Origin of the sequence: Candidatus Vagococcus giribetii (assembly GCF_017316185.1) — a bacterium.
GTDB lineage: Bacteria > Bacillota > Bacilli > Lactobacillales > Vagococcaceae > Vagococcus > Vagococcus giribetii.
Map to the genome: position 1 here is coordinate 37,395 of NZ_JAFLVX010000025.1, position 18,846 is coordinate 56,240.

16 protein-coding genes and 1 other annotated feature are annotated in these 18,846 nt (G+C 35.8%); of the genes, 12 read left to right on the forward strand and 4 right to left on the reverse strand.

The genetic code is table 11. The features are described from left to right. Positions 1-179: 179 nt before the first annotated feature. From DOK76_RS09915 to DOK76_RS09960, 10 genes are all read left to right on the forward strand, one after another. Positions 180-1,904 carry a septation ring formation regulator EzrA gene (locus DOK76_RS09915; RefSeq protein WP_206967312.1) on the forward strand — a complete coding sequence of 575 codons (1,725 nt, stop codon included), beginning with the start codon at positions 180-182 and terminating at the stop codon, positions 1,902-1,904. Positions 1,905-2,040: 136 nt separating this feature from the next. After that, positions 2,041-3,192, forward strand: coding sequence for a cysteine desulfurase family protein (locus tag DOK76_RS09920; protein WP_206967314.1), 1,152 nt, complete (start codon positions 2,041-2,043; stop codon positions 3,190-3,192). Positions 3,193-3,203: 11 nt separating this feature from the next. Beyond that, on the forward strand, positions 3,204-4,421 hold the full coding sequence (thiI, locus tag DOK76_RS09925; protein WP_206967317.1) for a tRNA uracil 4-sulfurtransferase ThiI: 1,218 nt from the start codon (positions 3,204-3,206) through the stop codon (positions 4,419-4,421). Between the two features lie 188 nt (positions 4,422-4,609). Continuing rightward, complete coding sequence (locus DOK76_RS09930; protein WP_206967318.1) at positions 4,610-5,272, forward strand: redox-sensing transcriptional repressor Rex; 663 nt, start codon at positions 4,610-4,612, stop codon at positions 5,270-5,272. A 77-nt stretch (positions 5,273-5,349) separates the two neighbouring features. After that, positions 5,350-5,841 (forward strand): thiol peroxidase, encoded by a 492-nt coding sequence (gene tpx, locus DOK76_RS09935; RefSeq protein WP_206967320.1) that lies wholly within the window; start codon positions 5,350-5,352, stop codon positions 5,839-5,841. Positions 5,842-5,883: 42 nt separating this feature from the next. Further along, positions 5,884-6,088: a binding site (T-box leader), on the forward strand. A 58-nt stretch (positions 6,089-6,146) separates the two neighbouring features. Then, entirely contained in the window at positions 6,147-8,789 is a 2,643-nt protein-coding gene (locus tag DOK76_RS09940) for a valine--tRNA ligase (RefSeq protein WP_206967322.1), read from the forward strand. Between the two features lie 337 nt (positions 8,790-9,126). Beyond that, complete coding sequence (locus DOK76_RS09945) at positions 9,127-10,416, forward strand: bifunctional folylpolyglutamate synthase/dihydrofolate synthase (RefSeq protein ID WP_206967325.1); 1,290 nt, start codon at positions 9,127-9,129, stop codon at positions 10,414-10,416. Then, positions 10,417-11,082 carry an HAD family hydrolase gene (locus tag DOK76_RS09950; protein ID WP_206967327.1) on the forward strand — a complete coding sequence of 222 codons (666 nt, stop codon included), beginning with the start codon at positions 10,417-10,419 and terminating at the stop codon, positions 11,080-11,082. 55 nt (positions 11,083-11,137) lie between these two features. Then, on the forward strand, positions 11,138-11,878 hold the full coding sequence (gene radC / locus DOK76_RS09955) for a RadC family protein (RefSeq protein ID WP_206967329.1): 741 nt from the start codon (positions 11,138-11,140) through the stop codon (positions 11,876-11,878). 118 nt (positions 11,879-11,996) lie between these two features. Next, complete coding sequence (locus tag DOK76_RS09960; RefSeq protein WP_206967330.1) at positions 11,997-12,197, forward strand: cold-shock protein; 201 nt, start codon at positions 11,997-11,999, stop codon at positions 12,195-12,197. A gap of 177 nt (positions 12,198-12,374) precedes the next feature. Here DOK76_RS09960 and rnjA read toward each other — a convergent pair whose 3' ends face one another. From rnjA to DOK76_RS09980, 4 genes are all read right to left on the reverse strand, one after another. Next, a complete protein-coding gene (rnjA, locus tag DOK76_RS09965) occupies positions 12,375-14,048 on the reverse strand; it encodes a ribonuclease J1 (protein ID WP_206967332.1) in 1,674 nt (557 codons plus the stop codon). A 2-nt stretch (positions 14,049-14,050) separates the two neighbouring features. After that, positions 14,051-14,266, reverse strand: a complete 216-nt coding sequence (locus tag DOK76_RS09970; protein WP_206967334.1) for a DNA-dependent RNA polymerase subunit epsilon — start codon at positions 14,264-14,266, stop codon at positions 14,051-14,053. A 296-nt stretch (positions 14,267-14,562) separates the two neighbouring features. After that, entirely contained in the window at positions 14,563-14,838 is a 276-nt protein-coding gene (locus DOK76_RS09975; RefSeq protein WP_206967336.1) for a GNAT family N-acetyltransferase, read from the reverse strand. Positions 14,839-14,841: 3 nt separating this feature from the next. Further along, positions 14,842-15,105, reverse strand: a complete 264-nt coding sequence (locus DOK76_RS09980; protein ID WP_206967338.1) for a (4Fe-4S)-binding protein — start codon at positions 15,103-15,105, stop codon at positions 14,842-14,844. A 206-nt stretch (positions 15,106-15,311) separates the two neighbouring features. Here DOK76_RS09980 and DOK76_RS09985 point away from each other — a divergent pair, with 206 nt between their 5' ends. After that, positions 15,312-17,042 (forward strand): ABC transporter ATP-binding protein, encoded by a 1,731-nt coding sequence (locus tag DOK76_RS09985; protein ID WP_206967341.1) that lies wholly within the window; start codon positions 15,312-15,314, stop codon positions 17,040-17,042. Beyond that, positions 17,039-18,799: an ABC transporter ATP-binding protein gene (locus tag DOK76_RS09990; RefSeq protein ID WP_206967343.1), complete on the forward strand. Its 1,761-nt coding sequence runs from the start codon at positions 17,039-17,041 to the stop codon at positions 18,797-18,799. Before DOK76_RS09985 ends, DOK76_RS09990 begins: the two co-directional genes overlap by 4 nt. Positions 18,800-18,846: the final 47 nt, after the last annotated feature.

An 18,846-nucleotide genomic window follows, 5' to 3' on the forward strand; every position in this document is an offset into this window, starting at 1 on the left:
TAGTGATACGATGAGGTCTTTGTGTTATAATCTTTCTTAGATGTAAATTTTCTAATATACGATTGATTGCAAAGTAAGACAAGCTCTAAGACGTCCAAATAAGGAAAGCTCTGACAGCTGTTTTTTTCTGGTGATTTGAAGGGATAGTGGCGACTAACACTTAATATGGAGGAAATTTCATGAATACTAAAATATGGTTATGGGTATTACTTTTTGTAATAATCTTAGCTGCTGGGTTATATTTAGTAGCCTTTTTTATGAGACGAAAAAATCAAGACCGACTGGAGGAGCTTGAGAAAAACAAGATTGCCTTGTTTGATCTGCCTGTTTTAGAAGAAGTTGATGACGTCAAAAAAATGCATTTAGTAGGTCAAAGTCAAAACACCTTTAGAGAATGGAATCAAAAATGGATCGATATTTCTACCATTTCTTTTGCAGAGTTAGAAAGCCTCATTTTTGAAATTGAAAATTTAAATGAAACATTTCGTTTTATCAAAGTAAAAGAAGCACTTGAAGAAGCAGAAGGCACTCTTAAAAGTATGGAATCTGAGGTAGAAGAAATTCGCCAAGGATTGACAGACTTAAAAGAAAGTGAAGTAAGAAACTCTGAAGCTGTACAACAAGCTTTAGATGCTTACGAAACAATTAGTGAATCTGTTACTTCTGACCCAGATAAGTACGGGGTTTCTTATAAAGAACTAGAAAAACAAATTCAAAATGTTGAACGTGATTTTACACAATTTGTTGCTCTTAATACAGCTGGTGATCCAATGGAAGCTCGTACTGTATTAGAAAAAGCTGAAAAAAGAACTTATGAGATTCAAGAAGTCATTGAACAAATTCCACCATTGTTTGAAGTTTTAAACAAAGTATTTCCTAAACAATTAAAAGAAATTAAAGAAGGATATGCGTCATTAATCAAAGACCATTACGTATTTGAAAATGACATCATTCAAACAAATGTTGATAAACTAGAAGGCAAAGTCCGCTCAACTCTAATGAATTTAGAAAAATTAGAAGTTGAAAATGTTGGCAAGCTAAATAGTGAAATCGCTAAAGAAATTGATCAATTATATGACATCATGGAAAAAGAAATCAATGCTCGTCATTATGTTAATGACAACAAGAGTACATTGGTTAATTACTTAGAACATGCCGATAAAAACAATCATTTATTATTGATTGAACTGGATCATGTGTCTCAAAGTTACGTGCTTAACAACAATGAATTAGGTAAAGTTAGAGGCTTCCAGGCTCAAATGCAAGAAATGCAAAAAGAATTCGATGCGACTGAAGAAAAATTAAAAAACAAAGAAGCAATCTTTTCACAAGTTGCTGCCTTTTATCGCGAGAGTCTAGATCAATTAAAAGACATCGAAGAAGACCAAATTGAAACAGGTCAATCTATCAAGGACTTTGCTCCAAGAGAAAGAGATGCTATTAAGAAGATCGATGATTATGAATTAGAGTTGCGTACATTGAAACGTCATGTAGAGAAGCAACGTTTACCTGGAATCCCAAGTAGTTACTTAGAATTCTTCTATGTAGCTGGTGAAAGAGTTGAAGAACTAAGCCGTGAGCTTAACAAGATAAGAATAGATATGAATCATATCGATCGTTTAGTAGGTCTTTGCGAGGAAGATATCCAAACATTAAAAGACAAAACAAACAACTTAATCGATAGTGCTGCTTTAACAGAGCAAATGATTCAACATGCTAACCGTTATCGTTTCTCTCATCCAGAAATTAAAAACGCGATTGATCGAAGCTTAAGTTTGTTCTCAAGAGAGCATTTATATGAAGATGCATTAGATACCATCAGCGCTGGTATTGAACGCATTGAACCAGGAACAACTGAGCGCATTAGAAAGTATTATTTTGAAAATAAAAATAATCAGATTTAATGAGTCATTAAATCAAAGAAAGAGGCTGACCAAAATGTCAGTCTCTTTTCTTTTTCACTTAGTAATTCTGTAAAGTTGAAGGATAGGGAGTAAGACGTTATAATAAACATGAATTTTTAGAAAAGAGTGACGACAAATGATCTATTTTGATAATAGTGCAACAACAGCTATGGAAAAAAGTGTCATCGAAACATACAAACGAACTAGTGAACGCTTTATTGGTAACCCCTCAAGTTTGCATCGATTAGGAGAACAAGGAGCGACTTTATTAGACAAATCAAGGGAACAAATTAGTCAGCAGTTAGGTGTGTCAAAAGAAGAACTTTATTTTACAAGTGGCGGAACTGAGAGCAACAACTGGGTACTAAAAGGAACAGCTATTGAAAAACGTCCTTTTAGAAATCATTTGATTATTTCCTCAGTGGAGCATCCATCTATTAGTGAATCTGCTAAACAGTTGGAGAGCTTAGGTTTTGAGGTATCTATTATTCCTGTCACAAAAGCAGGTGAAATCGATACAGAAGCTTTAGAAGGCTTAATCAGAGATGACACAATTTTAGTTTCAACAGTGGTCATTAATAGTGAGGTTGGTGTGATTCAGCCGATAAAAGCGATTAGTGATATCTTAGAAAAATACCCATCGATTCATTACCATGTGGACGCTGTTCAAGCAGTGGGTAAAATTCCAACAGAGGAGTGGTTAACTTCTCGTGTTGATTTTGCTAGCTTTTCAGCGCACAAATTCCACGGACCTCGTGGAGTTGGTATGTTGTACTGGAAAAAGGGATGTAAATTAGCTCCTCTTTTAACAGGAGGCGGCCAAGAAAACAACAAACGCAGCACGACTGAAAATACACCAGGTATTGTCAGTATGGCAAGAGCTTGTCGTTTATTATTTGAGGATAGAGAGTTAAAAGAAAACTATATTCGCCGCATGCGTGATTATTTAGAAGAACATTTGAGCCATTTTGACAAAGTAACGATTTTTTCTCCTCAGGAAAAAAGATTACAGGCGCCTCATATTTTATGTTTAGGTATTAAAGATATTAGAGGAGAAGTCTTAGTCCATGCTTTAGAGGATAAAGAAATTTTCGTGTCAACGACAAGTGCGTGTTCAAGTAAAAAGAAAATGGCAAGTAGTACGTTAGGTTCTATGGGAGTGCCTGCCAAACTATCAGAAACTGCGATTCGTATTAGTTTAGATGAGAAAAATACCTTAGCTGAGGCAGAACAATTTTTAATCATCTTCAAACAACTTTATGATAAATTTGAGAAAATTAACGGATAAAAGGAGATTGTATGAACTATACAGAAATTATGATTCGCTACGGTGAATTATCAACTAAAGGAAAAAACAGAAAAGTTTTTATTAGCCAATTAGCTCACAATGTGAAGAAAAGTCTACATGAATTTGAAGAAGTTAAAATTCAATCAGACCGTGACCGTATGCATTTGATTTTAAATGGAGCAGATAGCCAAAGTGTGATGGCTCGTTTAACACCAATTTTTGGGATTCAAAGTTTTTCACCAGTAATTAAGATTGAAAAAGACACAGATATCATCTGCCAAACAGCGATTGAAATGGTAAAAGAAGTTTGGGAAGAAGGCCAAACCTTTAAAGTTCAAAGTCGTCGTTCAGATAAACAATTTATTTGGGATAGTAACGATATGAATCGTGAAGTGGGTGGTGCGATTTATCATGGTATCCCTGGGATTGAAGCCAAAATGATTCAACCTGATATTCGTGTAGATGTAGAAGTTAGAAGAGAAGCAGCCTATTTATCTTGTCAAACGATTCAAGGGCCTGGTGGACTCCCAGTGGGCTCAAGTGGTAAAGGTATGTTGATGCTTTCAGGTGGAATTGATTCGCCTGTTGCAGGCTATTTAGCGATGAAACGTGGTCTTAATATTGAAGCCGTTCATTTCTATAGCCCACCTTATACAAGTGAGCAAGCTCTTAATAAAGCGAAAGATCTAACGGTTAAACTAACTCCTTATGTAGGAGGTATTCAGTTTATCACTGTGCCATTTACAGAGATTCAAGAAGAAATCAAACGCTCAACACCATCTGGTTACTGGATGACGATTACAAGACGTTTTATGCTTCGTTTAACAGATTTAATCAGAGAACAACGTCGCGCTTTAGCGATTATTAATGGTGAATCATTAGGTCAAGTGGCCTCACAAACAATGCACAGCATGGTAGCAATTAATGAAGTGACAACGACACCTATTATTCGCCCTGTGATTACAATGGATAAAAGTGAAATTATTGAAATCGCTGAAAAAATTGATACCTTTGAATTAGCGATTCAACCATTTGAAGATTGTTGTACGATTTTTGCGCCACCAGAGCCAAAAACTCGTCCAAAACTTGAAAAAGTAGAGTACTATGAAAAACGTCTTGATGTAGAAGGCATGATTGCAAGAGCTATGGCAGGGTTAGTCATTGAAGAAGTTAAATCAAGTGATTCATTCTTAAACAAAACAACAGAAGACATGGACGATTTGTTCTAAAAAGAGAAGTTGAAGCCACTCTAAAGGAGTGATGTTTCAGCTTCTTTTTGTGACTAAATAAGAATTTTGCTTTTTTGATGATTAATGGGTGAGGATATTTATAATATTTTCACAAATTCATTGAAATGTTAAAATTTCCGTGATACACTAAATGTGAAAGTTGTCACAATTCTAAAGAGGTGTTGTACATGGAAAATTTGAAAAAAAATCAAGAAATACCAAAAGCCACAGCAAAACGTATTCCATTGTATTTTCGTTATTTAAAGACCCTTGATCAAAGCGGAGTGAAGCGAATTAAATCAAATGAATTTAGCCAAATGATTCAAATTCCTTCAGCAACGATTCGTCGAGATTTTTCACACTTTGGTGAATTAGGTCGAAGCGGCTATGGGTATGATGTGCCTTATTTAATCGAAGTTTTTAGTAATATTTTAAACACAGAAATTGAAAAAAGAATTGCCTTAATCGGTGTCGGAAACCTAGGGAAAGCCTTAGTCAATAATAACTTTAGACGTAACGCCAACCTAAACATTGTTGCGGCATTTGATGCAAATCCTGAAGTGATTGGGACAAAAGTTAATGGCATTAAAGTGGAAGATATTTCTTGCATTAAAGAAGTCATTAAAAAAGAAGGTATTACCACTGTGATTACCACAGTACCAAGTAACAAAGTACAAGAAGTGATTGATGATGCAGTTGAAGCTGGCGTTACAGCTGTGTTAAACTTTGCACCAAAACGTTTGAAAGTCCCTCACAATGTCCAAGTTCAGTACATTGATTTAACGACAGAACTTCAAACATTAATCTATTACGATGAAAATTATAACAACCCAGAATTTAAAACATTGTAATTGCGAGCAACTCTTTTGTCTTTTATTCTTTCTTTATTTATACTAAGGGAAGAATAGAGATAAGGGAGTGTTTTTTTATGCAAGTAACGTTAAAAGGAAATCCTGTTGAATTAGAAGGTGTTCAACCAATTATCGGTGAGAACGCACCAAGTTTTTCATTACAAGATTTGAAAGATCAACAAGTAACTTTAGCTGATCAACTAAGTAAACCATTAATTATTAGTGTGATTCCAGATATTGATACAAGTATCTGTGCACTACAAACAAAACGCTTCAATAAAGAAGCAGCAACAGAAACAGGCATTAATTTTGTGACTGTATCAAACAACACAAAAGAAGAACAGAGTAACTGGTGTGCTGCAGAAGGTGTTGATATGACTATGCTTCGTGACTCTGATTTAGAGTTTGCTAAGAACTATGGTTTATTGATTCCAGAAATGAACCGTTTAGCAAGAGCTATTTTTGTTGTTGATACAACAGGAAAACTTGCTTATGTAGAAATCACTTCAGAAGTCTCTCATGAGCCTGATTACACAAAAGCTCTAGAAGCAGCAAAAGCCTTGATTTAAGTTTGACTACTTAGGCGTTTCATTGTAGAATGAAAGCAATAAAAAGATGCTTAGATTAAGAGGAGTAGTACTTGTAGAAGCAAATCAGAAAGAAAATCCTTGGCTGAAAGATTTTCCTTTGAAGAGTATGAAGGTAGCTTAGGAGCAGAAATGAGTTTTTTTCCGAGTAGTGCTCGTTAACGCGCTTTTAAGTGACAGTACCTATGTACTGTAATCTAGGTGGTACCGCGAATAATTCGTCCTAAAGTAGAAATACTTTAGGACTTTTTTTGTTCGCTTATGTGAAAAAAGAAAGGACAGATGATATGACAGAAGAAAATAATTTAGCATCAAAGTTTGATCCGAAACAAGTTGAGGAGGGGTGTTATCAAAAATGGTTAGACACAGATGTCTTTAAACCAAGTGGTGACAAAAGTGCTCCTGCTTATTCAATCGTTATTCCACCACCAAACGTAACAGGAAAATTACATTTAGGTCATGCGTGGGATACAACGCTTCAAGATATGATTATTCGTCAAAAGAGAATGCAAGGCTTTGATACGCTTTGGTTACCAGGAATGGATCACGCGGGGATTGCCACTCAAGCTAAAGTAGAAGAAAAACTACGTGGTGAAGGGGTAACTCGTTATGATTTAGGTCGTGAAAAATTCTTAGAAACAACTAACGAATGGAAAGAAGAATACGCTGGTCATATTCGTGAACAATGGGGCAAAATGGGACTGTCTGTTGACTACTCTCGTGAAAGATTCACGTTAGATAAAGGACTTTCAGATGCTGTTAAACGCGTATTTGTGAAACTTTATGAAAAAGGATTAATTTATCGCGGAGAATATATTATTAACTGGGACCCTCAAGCAAAAACAGCTCTTTCTGATATTGAAGTAATTCATAAAGACATTGAAGGTGCCTTTTATCATATGTACTACCCATTAGCAGATGGTAGTGGCAAATTAGAAATCGCTACGACTCGTCCAGAGACAATGCTTGGAGATACAGCTGTTGCTGTTCACCCAGAAGATGATCGCTACAAACATTTAATTGGTCAAAAAGTTATTTTACCTTTAGTGAATAAGGAAATCCCAATTATTGCTGATGAGTACGTTGAGATGGACTTTGGAACAGGTGTGGTGAAAATTACACCAGCCCATGACCCCAATGACTTTGAGGTAGGTAATCGTCATAACTTACCACGAGTAAATGTTATGGATTCAAGTGCAACAATGAATGAATTAGCGGGTAATTATGCTGGCATGGATCGTTTTGAAGCACGTAAGCAAGTGATTAAAGACTTAGAAGAATTAGGTTTACTAAAAGAAATTGAAAAACACGTTCACAGTGTAGGTCACTCTGAAAGAACTGGCGTTGTTGTTGAACCAAGACTATCAACACAATGGTTTGTTAAAATGAAACCTTTAGCTGAGATGGCTATTAAAAATCAAGAAACAGAAGACAAAGTAAACTTTTACCCACCAAGATTTGACCAAACGTTCTTAACTTGGATGGAAAACGTTCATGACTGGGTTATCTCTCGTCAATTATGGTGGGGACATCAAATTCCAGCTTGGTACCATAAAGAAACAGGTGAGATGTATGTTGGTGAAGACGCACCAAAAGACATTGAAAACTGGACACAAGATGAAGATGTATTAGATACATGGTTCTCAAGTGCTTTATGGCCATTTTCAACAATGGGTTGGCCTGATGAAAATGCAGAAGACTTCAAACGCTATTTCCCAACAAGTACTTTAGTAACAGGTTATGACATTATTTTCTTCTGGGTAAGTCGTATGATTTTCCAAAGTATAGAATTTACTGGTCAACGACCATTTGAAAACGTGTTGATGCATGGATTAATTCGTGCCGAAGATGGACGTAAAATGAGTAAATCTTTAGGTAACGGAATTGACCCAATGGATGTCATTGAAAAATACGGTGCTGATGCTTTACGTTGGTTCTTATCAAACGGCTCAACGCCAGGTCAAGACATGCGTTTTAGTTATGAAAAAATGGATGCTTCTTGGAACTTCATTAATAAAATTTGGAATGCTTCACGTTTTGTGATTATGAACTTAGAAGGATTTAGTTACGAAGATATCAATTTAGAAGGTCACAAAACAGTGGCAGATAAATGGATTTTAACACGCTTAAATGAAACGATTGAAAAAGTAACCATGTTCTTTGACCGCTTTGAATTTGGTGAAGCAGGTCGTCAGTTATACAATTTTATCTGGGATGACTTCTGTGACTGGTACATCGAAATGAGTAAAGAAATTCTTTACGGAGAAGATGAGTCGCAAAAACAAATGACTCGTAGTATTTTAAGTTATACATTAGATAAAATCTTAAAATTATTACACCCAATTATGCCATTTGTGACAGAAGAAATTTGGGAAAAAATTCCTCACACAGGAGATTCTTTAGTAACAGCTCCTTATCCAGTTGTTGTACCTGAGTTGTCAGATGAAGCCTCAGCACGAGGAATGGAAGTATTACAAGAATTGATTCGCTCTGTTCGTAACATTCGCTCAGAAGTGAATACACCAATGTCTAAACCAATTACGTTACTTATCAAAACAAATGATAAAAAAGTAAACTTATTCTTAAACGAGAACACGAAATACATTGAGCGTTTCTGTAATCCAGAAGAATTAGTGATTGCTGATTCAGTAAATGCACCAGAAACATCAATGAGTACAGTGATTACAGGAGCAGAAATTTTCTTACCATTAGCTGATTTAATCAACATTGATGAAGAAATCGCTCGTCTTGAAAAAGAATTAGACAAGTGGAGTAAAGAAGTAGAGCGTGTACAGAAAAAATTAGCGAATGAAAAATTCGTAGCAAGCGCACCAGAAGTAGTAGTAGAAGGTGAACGCAGCAAAGAAAAAGACTACTTAGAAAAACAAGCAGCCGTAACAGAACGAATCAACCAATTAAAAAAGGTGTAAATAAAAGGTGTAAATTTTAGCGTTTTGTTCTGAGAAATTGGAGAAAATAATAAACAATCTGTGGTTTTTATATTGATGGTGATCACTGAAGTTACCGCAGAAGTAGCTTAGAATTACCCGTCAATAAAAGGTGTAATAACAACTGTTCTGCTCTGAGTAATTGGAAGAAAGTATAAACAATCTTGGTCTTTTAGATTGCTTATACTTTCTGAAATTACCGAAAGAGCAAGTTGAAATTGCCCGTCAATAAAAGGTGTAATAACAAAGATTCAGCTTAAACAAATGATAGCAACTTGTAGTAACGAAGGGTAAAAAATAATAAATAGGTGGTTAAGTAATGACTTATGAAGAAACTGTTGCCTGGATTCATGACCGCATCAAATTTGGGATTCGTCCAGGGTTGATTAGAATTAATGAAATACTTGAAAGATTAGATAATCCACAAGATAAGTTAAAAACAGTCCATATTGGCGGAACAAACGGGAAAGGATCGACGACAACGTTTCTTCGCAATTTACTTGAAGAACAAGGCTTACGAGTAGGAACATTCACGTCACCCTATATTGAAAGTTTTAACGAGCGTATTGCCATTAATGGTGAGCCAATCCCAGATGAGGAGCTTGTTAGATTAGTCAAAGAGATTAAACCAATTATTGATGACATGGACACGGTTGAAGAGTTAAAAAATGCAGTAGAATTTGAAATTCTAACAGCGATTATGTTCCAATACTTTTTAGAAACAGAAGTCGACATCGTGTTAGTCGAAGTTGGTTTAGGTGGAACTTATGACTGTACAAATGTGATTGTGCCTTTAGTTTCTGGTATTACAACTATTGGTTTTGACCACACAGATATCTTAGGAGATACCATTGAAGAGATAGCTGCTCAAAAAGCGGGTATCATTAAAGAAAATGTACCTGTGGTTGTGGGGAAAGTAGATGAAGCTGCTTTTGAAGTTATCAATAAGCGTGCAAAAGATTTAAATTGTCCAATCTACCGATACCAAGAGAATTTTCGTAGCAAGTACATTCAACCAGATGAGAATTGGGGAGAAATCTTTAATTACCGTTCAGAAGAGCTTGATTTATCTCATGTTAGTATTTCTTTACTAGGACAACATCAAGTGGATAATGCTAGCTTAGCGATTCAAATGTATGAGCTTATTTCAGAGCAATTAGGCTTACGAGTATCAAGTAAAGACATTCAAAAGGGATTGAAAAATGCTTTTTGGCCAGGAAGAATGGAAAAAATGTCTGATGAGCCGTTAATCGTTTTAGATGGCGCTCATAATGACCATGCGATGCAAGTAATGGTGAATAACTTAAAAACAGAATTTAAAGGGCAACATATTCATGCTATTTTTGGCGCTTTATCAACTAAGGATATTGCTGCTATGGTGAAAGACTTAACGTCTGTTCCACAATTAGATTTAAAAGTGACAGCTTTTGATTACCCGAAAGCATTCACAAAAGAGCAATACGAGGAAATGGGCTTATCTGCATACTCTAACTGGAAAGAAGCCTTAGCTGATACCTTAACTGAGTTAACAGGGGACGACTTGATTCTAATTACAGGATCACTCTATTTTATTTCTCAAGTCAGAGAAACACTATTAGGAGGAAATTAATTGAAAAAAGTAAGTGGCATTATTTTTGACATGGACGGTCTAATTTTAGATACAGAAGCTATTTATTGTGAATCTAACATCACAATTGCTAAAGAATTTGGTTTAAAAGGCTTTGATAAAGAGCATTACAAAGAAGAGATTGGTTTAAGTGATGAGCACGCCTATCAAAAATATCTAAAAGATTTTTCTTATTTACCAGAAGAAACGATTCAAGCTTTTTTTGATGCTAGTCGAAACCGAGTAAAAGAAAGATTTGCCACTGAAGGAGCTCCTTTAAAGCCAGGTATCATTGAGATACTTACTTACTTAAAAGAGCAAAATATTCCTTGTGTTGTTGCTTCTAGTAACACAACAGCAGCTATTAAGCAGTTGTTAGAAAAGGCTGATGTGATGGACTTTTTCAAAGATACAGTTTCAGGAGAAGACGTAACTCATGCCAAGCCTCATCCTGAAATTGTTGAAGTGGCATTAAAAAAATTAGGGACAAAAGCAGAAGAGACTTTAATGCTTGAAGATTCTCTAAATGGCATCAGAGCCTCTTACGCAGCTCATGTACCTGTTATCATGGTGCCAGATTTATTAGAGCCAAGCGAAGAAGCTCTTGAAAAAGCGCTATGTGTTAAAAAAGACTTATTTGAAGTCTTAGATTTTGTTAAAGAAAGATAATGTAAAATACCTCTTTCATCGTACATTTAACAGTGTAGATGGAAGGGGGATTTTTTTGTCACAGGGATTAAAACAACATTTTGATGAGATTAAGCCTAGAGAACGAGGTGAAAAATACGGGATTGAATCTTTAAGTTATCAAGAACTAATTGCCATCTTACTTAGAACAGGGAGTCGGGATAAAAATGTCTTAGAGCTTTCTCAAGAGGTCATCTTTAGTTTTGATAGTTTGTATGAGTTAAAAAAAGCGAGCTTAGAAGAGCTCAAAGAAATAGAAGGGATTGGTCCAGCAAAAGCTATTGAACTACAAGCAGCTATTGAATTGGGACGTAGACTAATGATTGAGGAACGACAGAAAACAGGCCCCATCTTATCTAGTCAAGATATTGGGGAACAACTGCTACTAGAGATGAAAGATTTGGAGCAGGAACATTTTGTTGTGTTATATTTAAACACTAAAAATGAGGTGCTTAAGAAAAAGACTATCTTTATTGGCTCTGTTAATCAATCAGTCGCTCATCCAAGAGAAATTTTTAAAACAGCCGTTAAATGCTCCTCTTCACGGTTAATTATCGCTCACAACCATCCTTCTGGAAATCCCACACCTTCTAAACAAGATATCCTTTTCACCAAGCGTTTAATGGAGTGTGGGAATCTAATGGGGATTGAGCTCTTAGATCATATTATAATTGGCGAAAATAGCTTTATTAGTCTTAGAGAAGGGAAGATATCTAGAAAAAAACGTTTTCTAGAAGGCTTGCATTTCTATTTTAGTTGCGTTATGATTAATATGTAATTTAGTTTTGGGATTCAATAGAAGTTTAAAGTTATATCGTAGTAACCACCTCTATCGACCTTAAAGCAAGTATTACAAAATATCATTTAGTGCATTTATGGCACGAGGAGGAAATAAAATGGCTCAAGGAACAGTAAAATGGTTTAACGCTGAAAAAGGATTTGGATTCATCCAACAAGAAGAAGGAAATGATGTGTTTGTACATTTCTCAGCTATCGAAGGTGAAGGATTCAAAACTTTAGAAGAAGGTCAAGCAGTTACCTTTGAAGTCGAAGATACAGATCGTGGACCTCAAGCAGCTAACGTACACAAAGCTTAATTTCAAACCTAACTAACAAAAGTATCAGTCGTAATTGCGACTGATACTTTTTTCTATTTATTGGGGAAAAATCAGGGTGGTAAAAAGTGGTTGAAAGAGCAGACTTTTTATCCCTTAACTAGCAAAGAAAACTCCATAAAAAATAAGAGGCCGACATTTAAGTCAGCCTCTTACTAATTATTCAGCTTCTAAAACAACCGGGATAATCATCGGGTGTCTTTCTGTTTTTTCAACTAAGAATGGTTGAATCGCATTAACGATAACTTCATTTAACATTGCTTCATTACAATCTTTTTGTTTCAATGCTTTACGAATAGTATTGAATAACAAACGTTGAGATTCTTGGATTAACTCACCAGATTCTCTCATATAGATAAAGCCACGAGATAAGATATCTGGACCGGCTACAATGGTTTGTGTTTTGTAATCAACTGTGGCAACAGCTAAGACTAAACCATCTTCTGAAAGAATACGACGGTCTTTTAAGACAATGTTACCAATATCTCCGATACCATTACCATCAACGTAAACGTCATCGGCATTAAAGTGACCTGCTCGTCTAGCTGAGTCAGCTGTTAAAGCAAGGACATCTCCATTTTCTAAAATAAAGCAATTTTCTTTTGCAACACCAGTTGCTTGAGCAGACTTAGCATGAACATTTAACATGCGGTACTCACCATGAACTGGAATGAAGTATTTAGGTTTAAGTAAACGTAGTAATAATTTTTGTTCTTGTTGACCACCGTGACCTGAAGTGTGAATGTTATTCACTTTACCATGAATCACGTTAGCACCAGCTTCAGATAATAAGTTAATCAAGCGATTCACACTAGTTGTGTTTCCTGGAATAGGAGAACTTGAAAAGATAACCGTGTCATCTGGTTGGATTGAAATTTGACGGTGAGTTCCATTAGCGATACGACTTAAGGCAGCCATTGGTTCACCTTGGGACCCAGTACATAAAATCATAATTTCATTAGCTGGGTATTTATTGATTTCGCGACTATCAATAAACGTGTCATCAGGCACATTTATATATCCAAGAGCACGACCATTTACCATAGCGTTTTCCATACTACGGCCAAAGACAGCGATTTTACGACCTGTCTTCACAGCAGCTTGTGCCGTTTGTTGTAGTCTAAAAATATTAGAAGCGAAAGTAGCAAAAATGACACGACCTTCGACTTTTTCGATAATGCGTAAAATAGAGTCCCCAATTAGTTTCTCTGATTTAGTAAATTCAGGAATTTCAGCATTAGTACTATCAGATAGTAAACACAGAACGCCTTCCTCACCAAGTCTCGCCATTTTGTGTAAATCAGCAGGCTCTCCAACTGGTGTGAAGTCAAACTTGAAATCTCCAGAGTAAACAATATTACCTGATGGTGTTTTAACAATAACCCCATTGGCTTCAGGAATACTGTGAGTAGTTCGGTAAAAGCTGACAGAAGTTTTTCTAAACTTGATAACTGAGTCTTCGTTGACTTCGTGAAGCTCAGCGTCTCTTAGTAACCCATGTTCGTCTAGCTTGTTACGAATTAATGCCATGGCTAAAGGACCAGCATAGATAGGAATATTTGCTTGTTTTAACAAGAAAGGAATCCCACCAATATGATCTTCGTGACCATGTGTGATGACAAGTGCTTTGACTTTGCTAATGTTTTTGAGGATGTATTGATAATCAGGAATGACATAATCAATTCCTAATAAATCGTCTTCTGGAAATTTAATACCAGCGTCAATCATGATGATTTCATCTTGAAATTGAACACCGTATGTATTTTTTCCGATTTCCCCAAGTCCACCGATGCCAAAAACACCTGTTTCATTGTTTTTTATTTGAACTTTCATAATTAGTCAAACTCCACAAGTTTGAAGTCAGCATTTTCTTTTTCGTAATCTAAGTGATTGCCTTCTAATTCTTGAATTAATTCAATGTTATAAACTGTGTTGTCTTCAATAATTTTTCTTGCTTCAACAGGTGAAGAAGCTTCCATATATAGAGACATTGTTTTTTCTCTTTGTGGGCTGCGTGCTTTGTCTTCTTGGTAATATACTTTATAGATCATATAAAAATCCCCTTTAAATTGTTTTTTAGTGAGTTATTTATTTTTAAACACAACAAACTGAGGCGTGTCATACACCCAGATTGAGATATAGCTATCTGTCAAAAAACAGACAACATGAAACATTTTTTCTGTGTTTCATAATAAGATAAAAATTCACCGTCTTGAGTTTGGATAAGAATCCAACATTTAGATTTATTCTATCATAATCATAACAAGATGTATAGAAACATTCACTCAAAGAAAAGAGACTAGAAGACAAGGGGATTCCTTTTTCTTCTAGTCTCAGTGACACAAACTTATTTTTTTAGTACATCTTGATAGTCTTTTTTTTGATCAAATTCTTTTTTAGCAAATGGGCATAATGGAATGACCTTTTTTTGGTTCTTTCGAGCATAGTCAACCCCAAGGGCCACTAGCTGCTCTGCAATCCCTTGACCACGCTGATCATCTTCAACAAAGGTGTGATCAATAATAATCATCGATTCACCAGCATTTGACCACGTCATTTCGCCGATTTCTGTCATTTGATCATCGTATACAACAAAACGATTTGCTTCTTCTACATATTTCATTGATTACTTCTCCTTTTTGATGTATTTAAGGGCACCTGTCGGACATTGATTAATCACATCAGCCGTGTGATTGACTTCTCCGTTGTCAGTGATAATCCAGGGGCGTCTACCAACTTCAAATACCTCAGGATTTCCTTTAACACATTTTCCAGCATGTTCACAGATGTCACGGCTATAGAAAATAGACATATCTTCTCCGTCATACTTTCGGTAACCAGCTTCCAGTAGTTCTTTTTCTGATACAGTTGCTTCATTAGGGTGTTCCATGTGTTATCATTCCTTTCATTTAGCCAAACCTATCAACTACATTTCAATTATACCATGTTTTTAAAATAACGAGTAGAATTGATTATAGAAAAATAACGAAAGTGATTTTAATGTGACTTTTTTAGCAAAACGTAGGCAATCATAAAAAAATTGTGGTATGTTTAATAGTATTGGTATTAAATTTTTTAATGTTAGGAGATGATTTCATGAAAACGATGTGGCATTATGCCATGCGCCAAAAGGGTCTGTTAGCACTCAATTTTATCTGTGTATTTGGATTTGTCATTATTGAGTTAGGCCTGCCCACTTTACTAGCTAAAATGCTAGATGTTGGGATTGTTAACAATGATTTTGAATACATCAAAAAGATTGGTGGTTATATGATTGTAACCATAGCTGTTGGGATATTTCTTTATTTGAGTTTGGCAATTGTAGGTGCAAGATTAAACACCAGACTTGTCCAACAAATGCGAGACGACATGATGGAAAATATCCAACGCTTTTCACACCAAGAATATGAAAAAATTGGGATGTCATCACTCATAACACGAACAACGAATGATGCTTTTCAAGTGATGACGTTTATGGGAATGATTCTAAGAACAGGGTTTGTCACACCTATCATGTTTGTTATGAGTATTGTGATGATTGTTAGAACTAGCCCATCATTAACTACTTTTGTGATAGGTGCACTACCGTTTCTACTATTAGGGATTCTCTTTATAGCGAAACGTTCAGAGCCATTATCAACGAAACAACAAAAAAATCTTGATAATATTAACATGATTTTAAGAGAAAATTTAACTGGTTTACGAGTAATTCGTGCCTTCGTCAATGAAAAATTTGAAGAAAAACGTTTTGATGAAGTGAATACCAATTACGCGGATAGCTCAAAAAGATTGTTTAAATTAATGGCGACAGCTCAACCAGCATTCTTCCTTTTATTCAACTTAGTTATGGTACTTGTTATTTGGTTCGGTAGTATCCAAATTGATGCGGGGAGTTTAGAAGTAGGTAACTTAATCGCCTTTATTGAATATATTTTTCATGCTTTATTCTCATTCTTAATGTTCTCTTCAGTCTTTATGATGTACCCTCGTGCAGCAGTTTCAGCAAGACGTGTGCAAGAAGTGTTAGACATGGAACCAGCAATTAAAAACCCAGAAAATGGCGTTAAAGAAACTCAAACAAATGGTGTTCTTGCTTTTAACAATGTGTCATTTGCTTACCCAGGGAACTCTGAAAGTCCAGTGATTCGTCAGGTTAGTTTTGAAGCTAATCCAGGTGAGACAGTTGCTTTTATTGGGAGTACTGGTAGTGGAAAGTCAACCTTAATTCAGTTGATTCCACGATTTTATGACGTGACTAGAGGAAGTATTACAATTGACGGAGTTGACGTTAGGGATTATGACTTGTCTGCTTTAAGACAAAAGATTGGTTACATTCCTCAAAAAGCCTTGTTATTCTCAGGTACTATTGAAGATAACTTGAAATATGGTAAGCCAGATGCGACTGAAGAAGAGATGAGAGAGGCTCTTGATATTGCTCAAGCCACAGAATTTGTCTCACAGAAAGAAAAAGGCTTAGATGAGCCAATTTCAGAAGGTGGTTCTAACTTCTCAGGTGGGCAAAAACAACGGTTAGCCATTGCGAGAGCTTTAATCAGAAAGCCAGCTATTTATGTATTTGATGACAGTTTTTCAGCTTTAGATTACAAAACAGATGCGACTTTACGAGCACGTTTGAAACATGAAACGACTGAGTCAACAGTCTTAATTGTCGCTCAACGTGTTAGTACCATTATGCACGCAGATAAAATTGTTGTCCTAAATGAAGGGGAAGTAATCGGTATAGGAACTCATAAAGAGCTCTTACAAACTTGCCCAATTTATTATGATATTGCCTCATCTCAATTATCAGAGGAGGAATTAGCATGAAAAAATCAGTAGGCTCAATTGGAAGATTATACACTTATATTTCTCCTTATAAAGGCAGTTTCTTTTTAGCCATTGGAATGACTATTTTGGCGATTGTGATGAATGCGTTAATGCCTTTTGTAACAGGATTACCCACAACAAGAATTGCCGAAAATGTCAAAAAAGGAGAATCATTAGACTTTAACTACATTAGTAAAGTCCTAATCGTATTGTTGATTATTGGGATTATTTACAGTTTAGCCAATTATCTAGCTCAATTATTTATGACCAATGTGGTGCAACATTCGATGCGTGATTTACGTGAAGATTTAGACAAAAAGATCAATCGTCTACCTGTGTCATACTTTGACCAAAATCAATTTGGAGATGTCCTATCTCGTGTCACAAATGACGTAGATGCTGTTAGTAATGCGATGCAACAAGGATTCATTGCTATCATTAATGCCATTTTAGGTATTGTAATGGCGATTACTGCCATGCTCATGATTGATGTAAAATTAGCATTAATTGTGATGATTATTATTCCCTTATCGATACTCATTACAAAAATCGTGGTGAATATCTCTCAAAAATACTTTAAGCGCCAGCAAGATTCTCTAGGCGATTTAAATGGCTTTGTTCAAGAGAATTTAACTGGGTTTAGTGTCTTGAAATTATACGGACGAGAAGAGCAAACCTTAGAAGAGTTCAAACAAGTAAATGGCAAGCTAGCCTATAATGGTTTTAGAGCAGCGGCTATTTCTGGTTTGATGATGCCTTTAGTCAACTTAACCGCCTATAGTGCTTACGTTGGTGTGGCAGTAGTAGGCTCTTATTACATTATTCAAGGAACATTACTTTTAGGGAACTTGCAAGCCTTTATCCAATATGTTTGGCAAGTCTCTCAACCAATGGGACAAATTACCCAATTATCATCAGTCCTTCAAAGTGCTACAGCAGCAACGAAGCGTGTTTTTGAGATTTTAGACGAACCAGAAGAACTATTGAATGACCAAGACGTACCTTTACCAGAAGTTATTGAAGGGAATGTATCCTTTGAAAATGTGTCATTTAGCTATGACCCACATAAACCATTAATTCAAAACTTTAATGTAGAAGTGAAAGCAGGACAAACAGTTGCTGTCGTTGGTCCAACAGGTGCAGGGAAAACCACTTTAATCAACCTTCTTATGCGTTTTTATGATGTGACAGAAGGCTCGATTAAGATTGATGGCATCGATACAAAAGCCATGAATCGTAGTGATGTCCGCTCCTTATTTGGTATGGTGCTTCAAGACGCGTGGTTATACAATGACACCATTAGCGAAAACATTCGTTTTGGTAAGCTTGATGCCACAGATTACGAAGTAGTTGATGCGGCTAAAACAGCCAATGTGGATCACTTTATTAGAACGATGCCTGATGGTTACAATATGTTGATTAATGAAGAGGGAGATAATGTTTCTCTTGGTCAAAAACAGTTATTAACAATTGCTAGAGCCGTTATCTCTGATCCAAAAATCTTAATTTTAGATGAAGCAACCAGTTCAGTAGATACACGTTTAGAAGGCTTAATTCAAAAAGCCATGGACCGTGTCATGGAAGGGCGAACTAGTTTTGTGATTGCTCACCGTTTGTCGACTATCAGGGACGCTGACTTGATTCTTGTGATGGATCAAGGTCAAATTATTGAGCAAGGAACTCATGAGTCACTCTTAGCTCAAAACGGCTTCTATGAACAACTGTATAACAGTCAGTTCCAGGAAGAAGCAGAGTAAAAAAGTATTAAATAAAAAAGACATCAACCACAGAGTTACTGGTGGTT

Coding starts and splice junctions, on each gene's coding strand:
- DOK76_RS09940 (WP_206967322.1), top strand. CDS start 6,147: ATGACAGAAGAAAATAATTTAGCATCAAAGTTTGATCCGAAACAAGTT.
- DOK76_RS09915 (WP_206967312.1), top strand. CDS start 180: ATGAATACTAAAATATGGTTATGGGTATTACTTTTTGTAATAATCTTA.
- DOK76_RS09990 (WP_206967343.1), top strand. CDS start 17,039: ATGAAAAAATCAGTAGGCTCAATTGGAAGATTATACACTTATATTTCT.
- DOK76_RS09960 (WP_206967330.1), top strand. CDS start 11,997: ATGGCTCAAGGAACAGTAAAATGGTTTAACGCTGAAAAAGGATTTGGA.
- thiI (WP_206967317.1), top strand. CDS start 3,204: ATGAACTATACAGAAATTATGATTCGCTACGGTGAATTATCAACTAAA.
- DOK76_RS09985 (WP_206967341.1), top strand. CDS start 15,312: ATGAAAACGATGTGGCATTATGCCATGCGCCAAAAGGGTCTGTTAGCA.
- rnjA (WP_206967332.1), bottom strand. CDS start 14,048: ATGAAAGTTCAAATAAAAAACAATGAAACAGGTGTTTTTGGCATCGGT.
- DOK76_RS09920 (WP_206967314.1), top strand. CDS start 2,041: ATGATCTATTTTGATAATAGTGCAACAACAGCTATGGAAAAAAGTGTC.
- DOK76_RS09945 (WP_206967325.1), top strand. CDS start 9,127: ATGACTTATGAAGAAACTGTTGCCTGGATTCATGACCGCATCAAATTT.
- DOK76_RS09975 (WP_206967336.1), bottom strand. CDS start 14,838: ATGAAATATGTAGAAGAAGCAAATCGTTTTGTTGTATACGATGATCAA.
- DOK76_RS09970 (WP_206967334.1), bottom strand. CDS start 14,266: ATGATCTATAAAGTATATTACCAAGAAGACAAAGCACGCAGCCCACAA.
- DOK76_RS09980 (WP_206967338.1), bottom strand. CDS start 15,105: ATGGAACACCCTAATGAAGCAACTGTATCAGAAAAAGAACTACTGGAA.
- tpx (WP_206967320.1), top strand. CDS start 5,350: ATGCAAGTAACGTTAAAAGGAAATCCTGTTGAATTAGAAGGTGTTCAA.
- DOK76_RS09930 (WP_206967318.1), top strand. CDS start 4,610: ATGGAAAATTTGAAAAAAAATCAAGAAATACCAAAAGCCACAGCAAAA.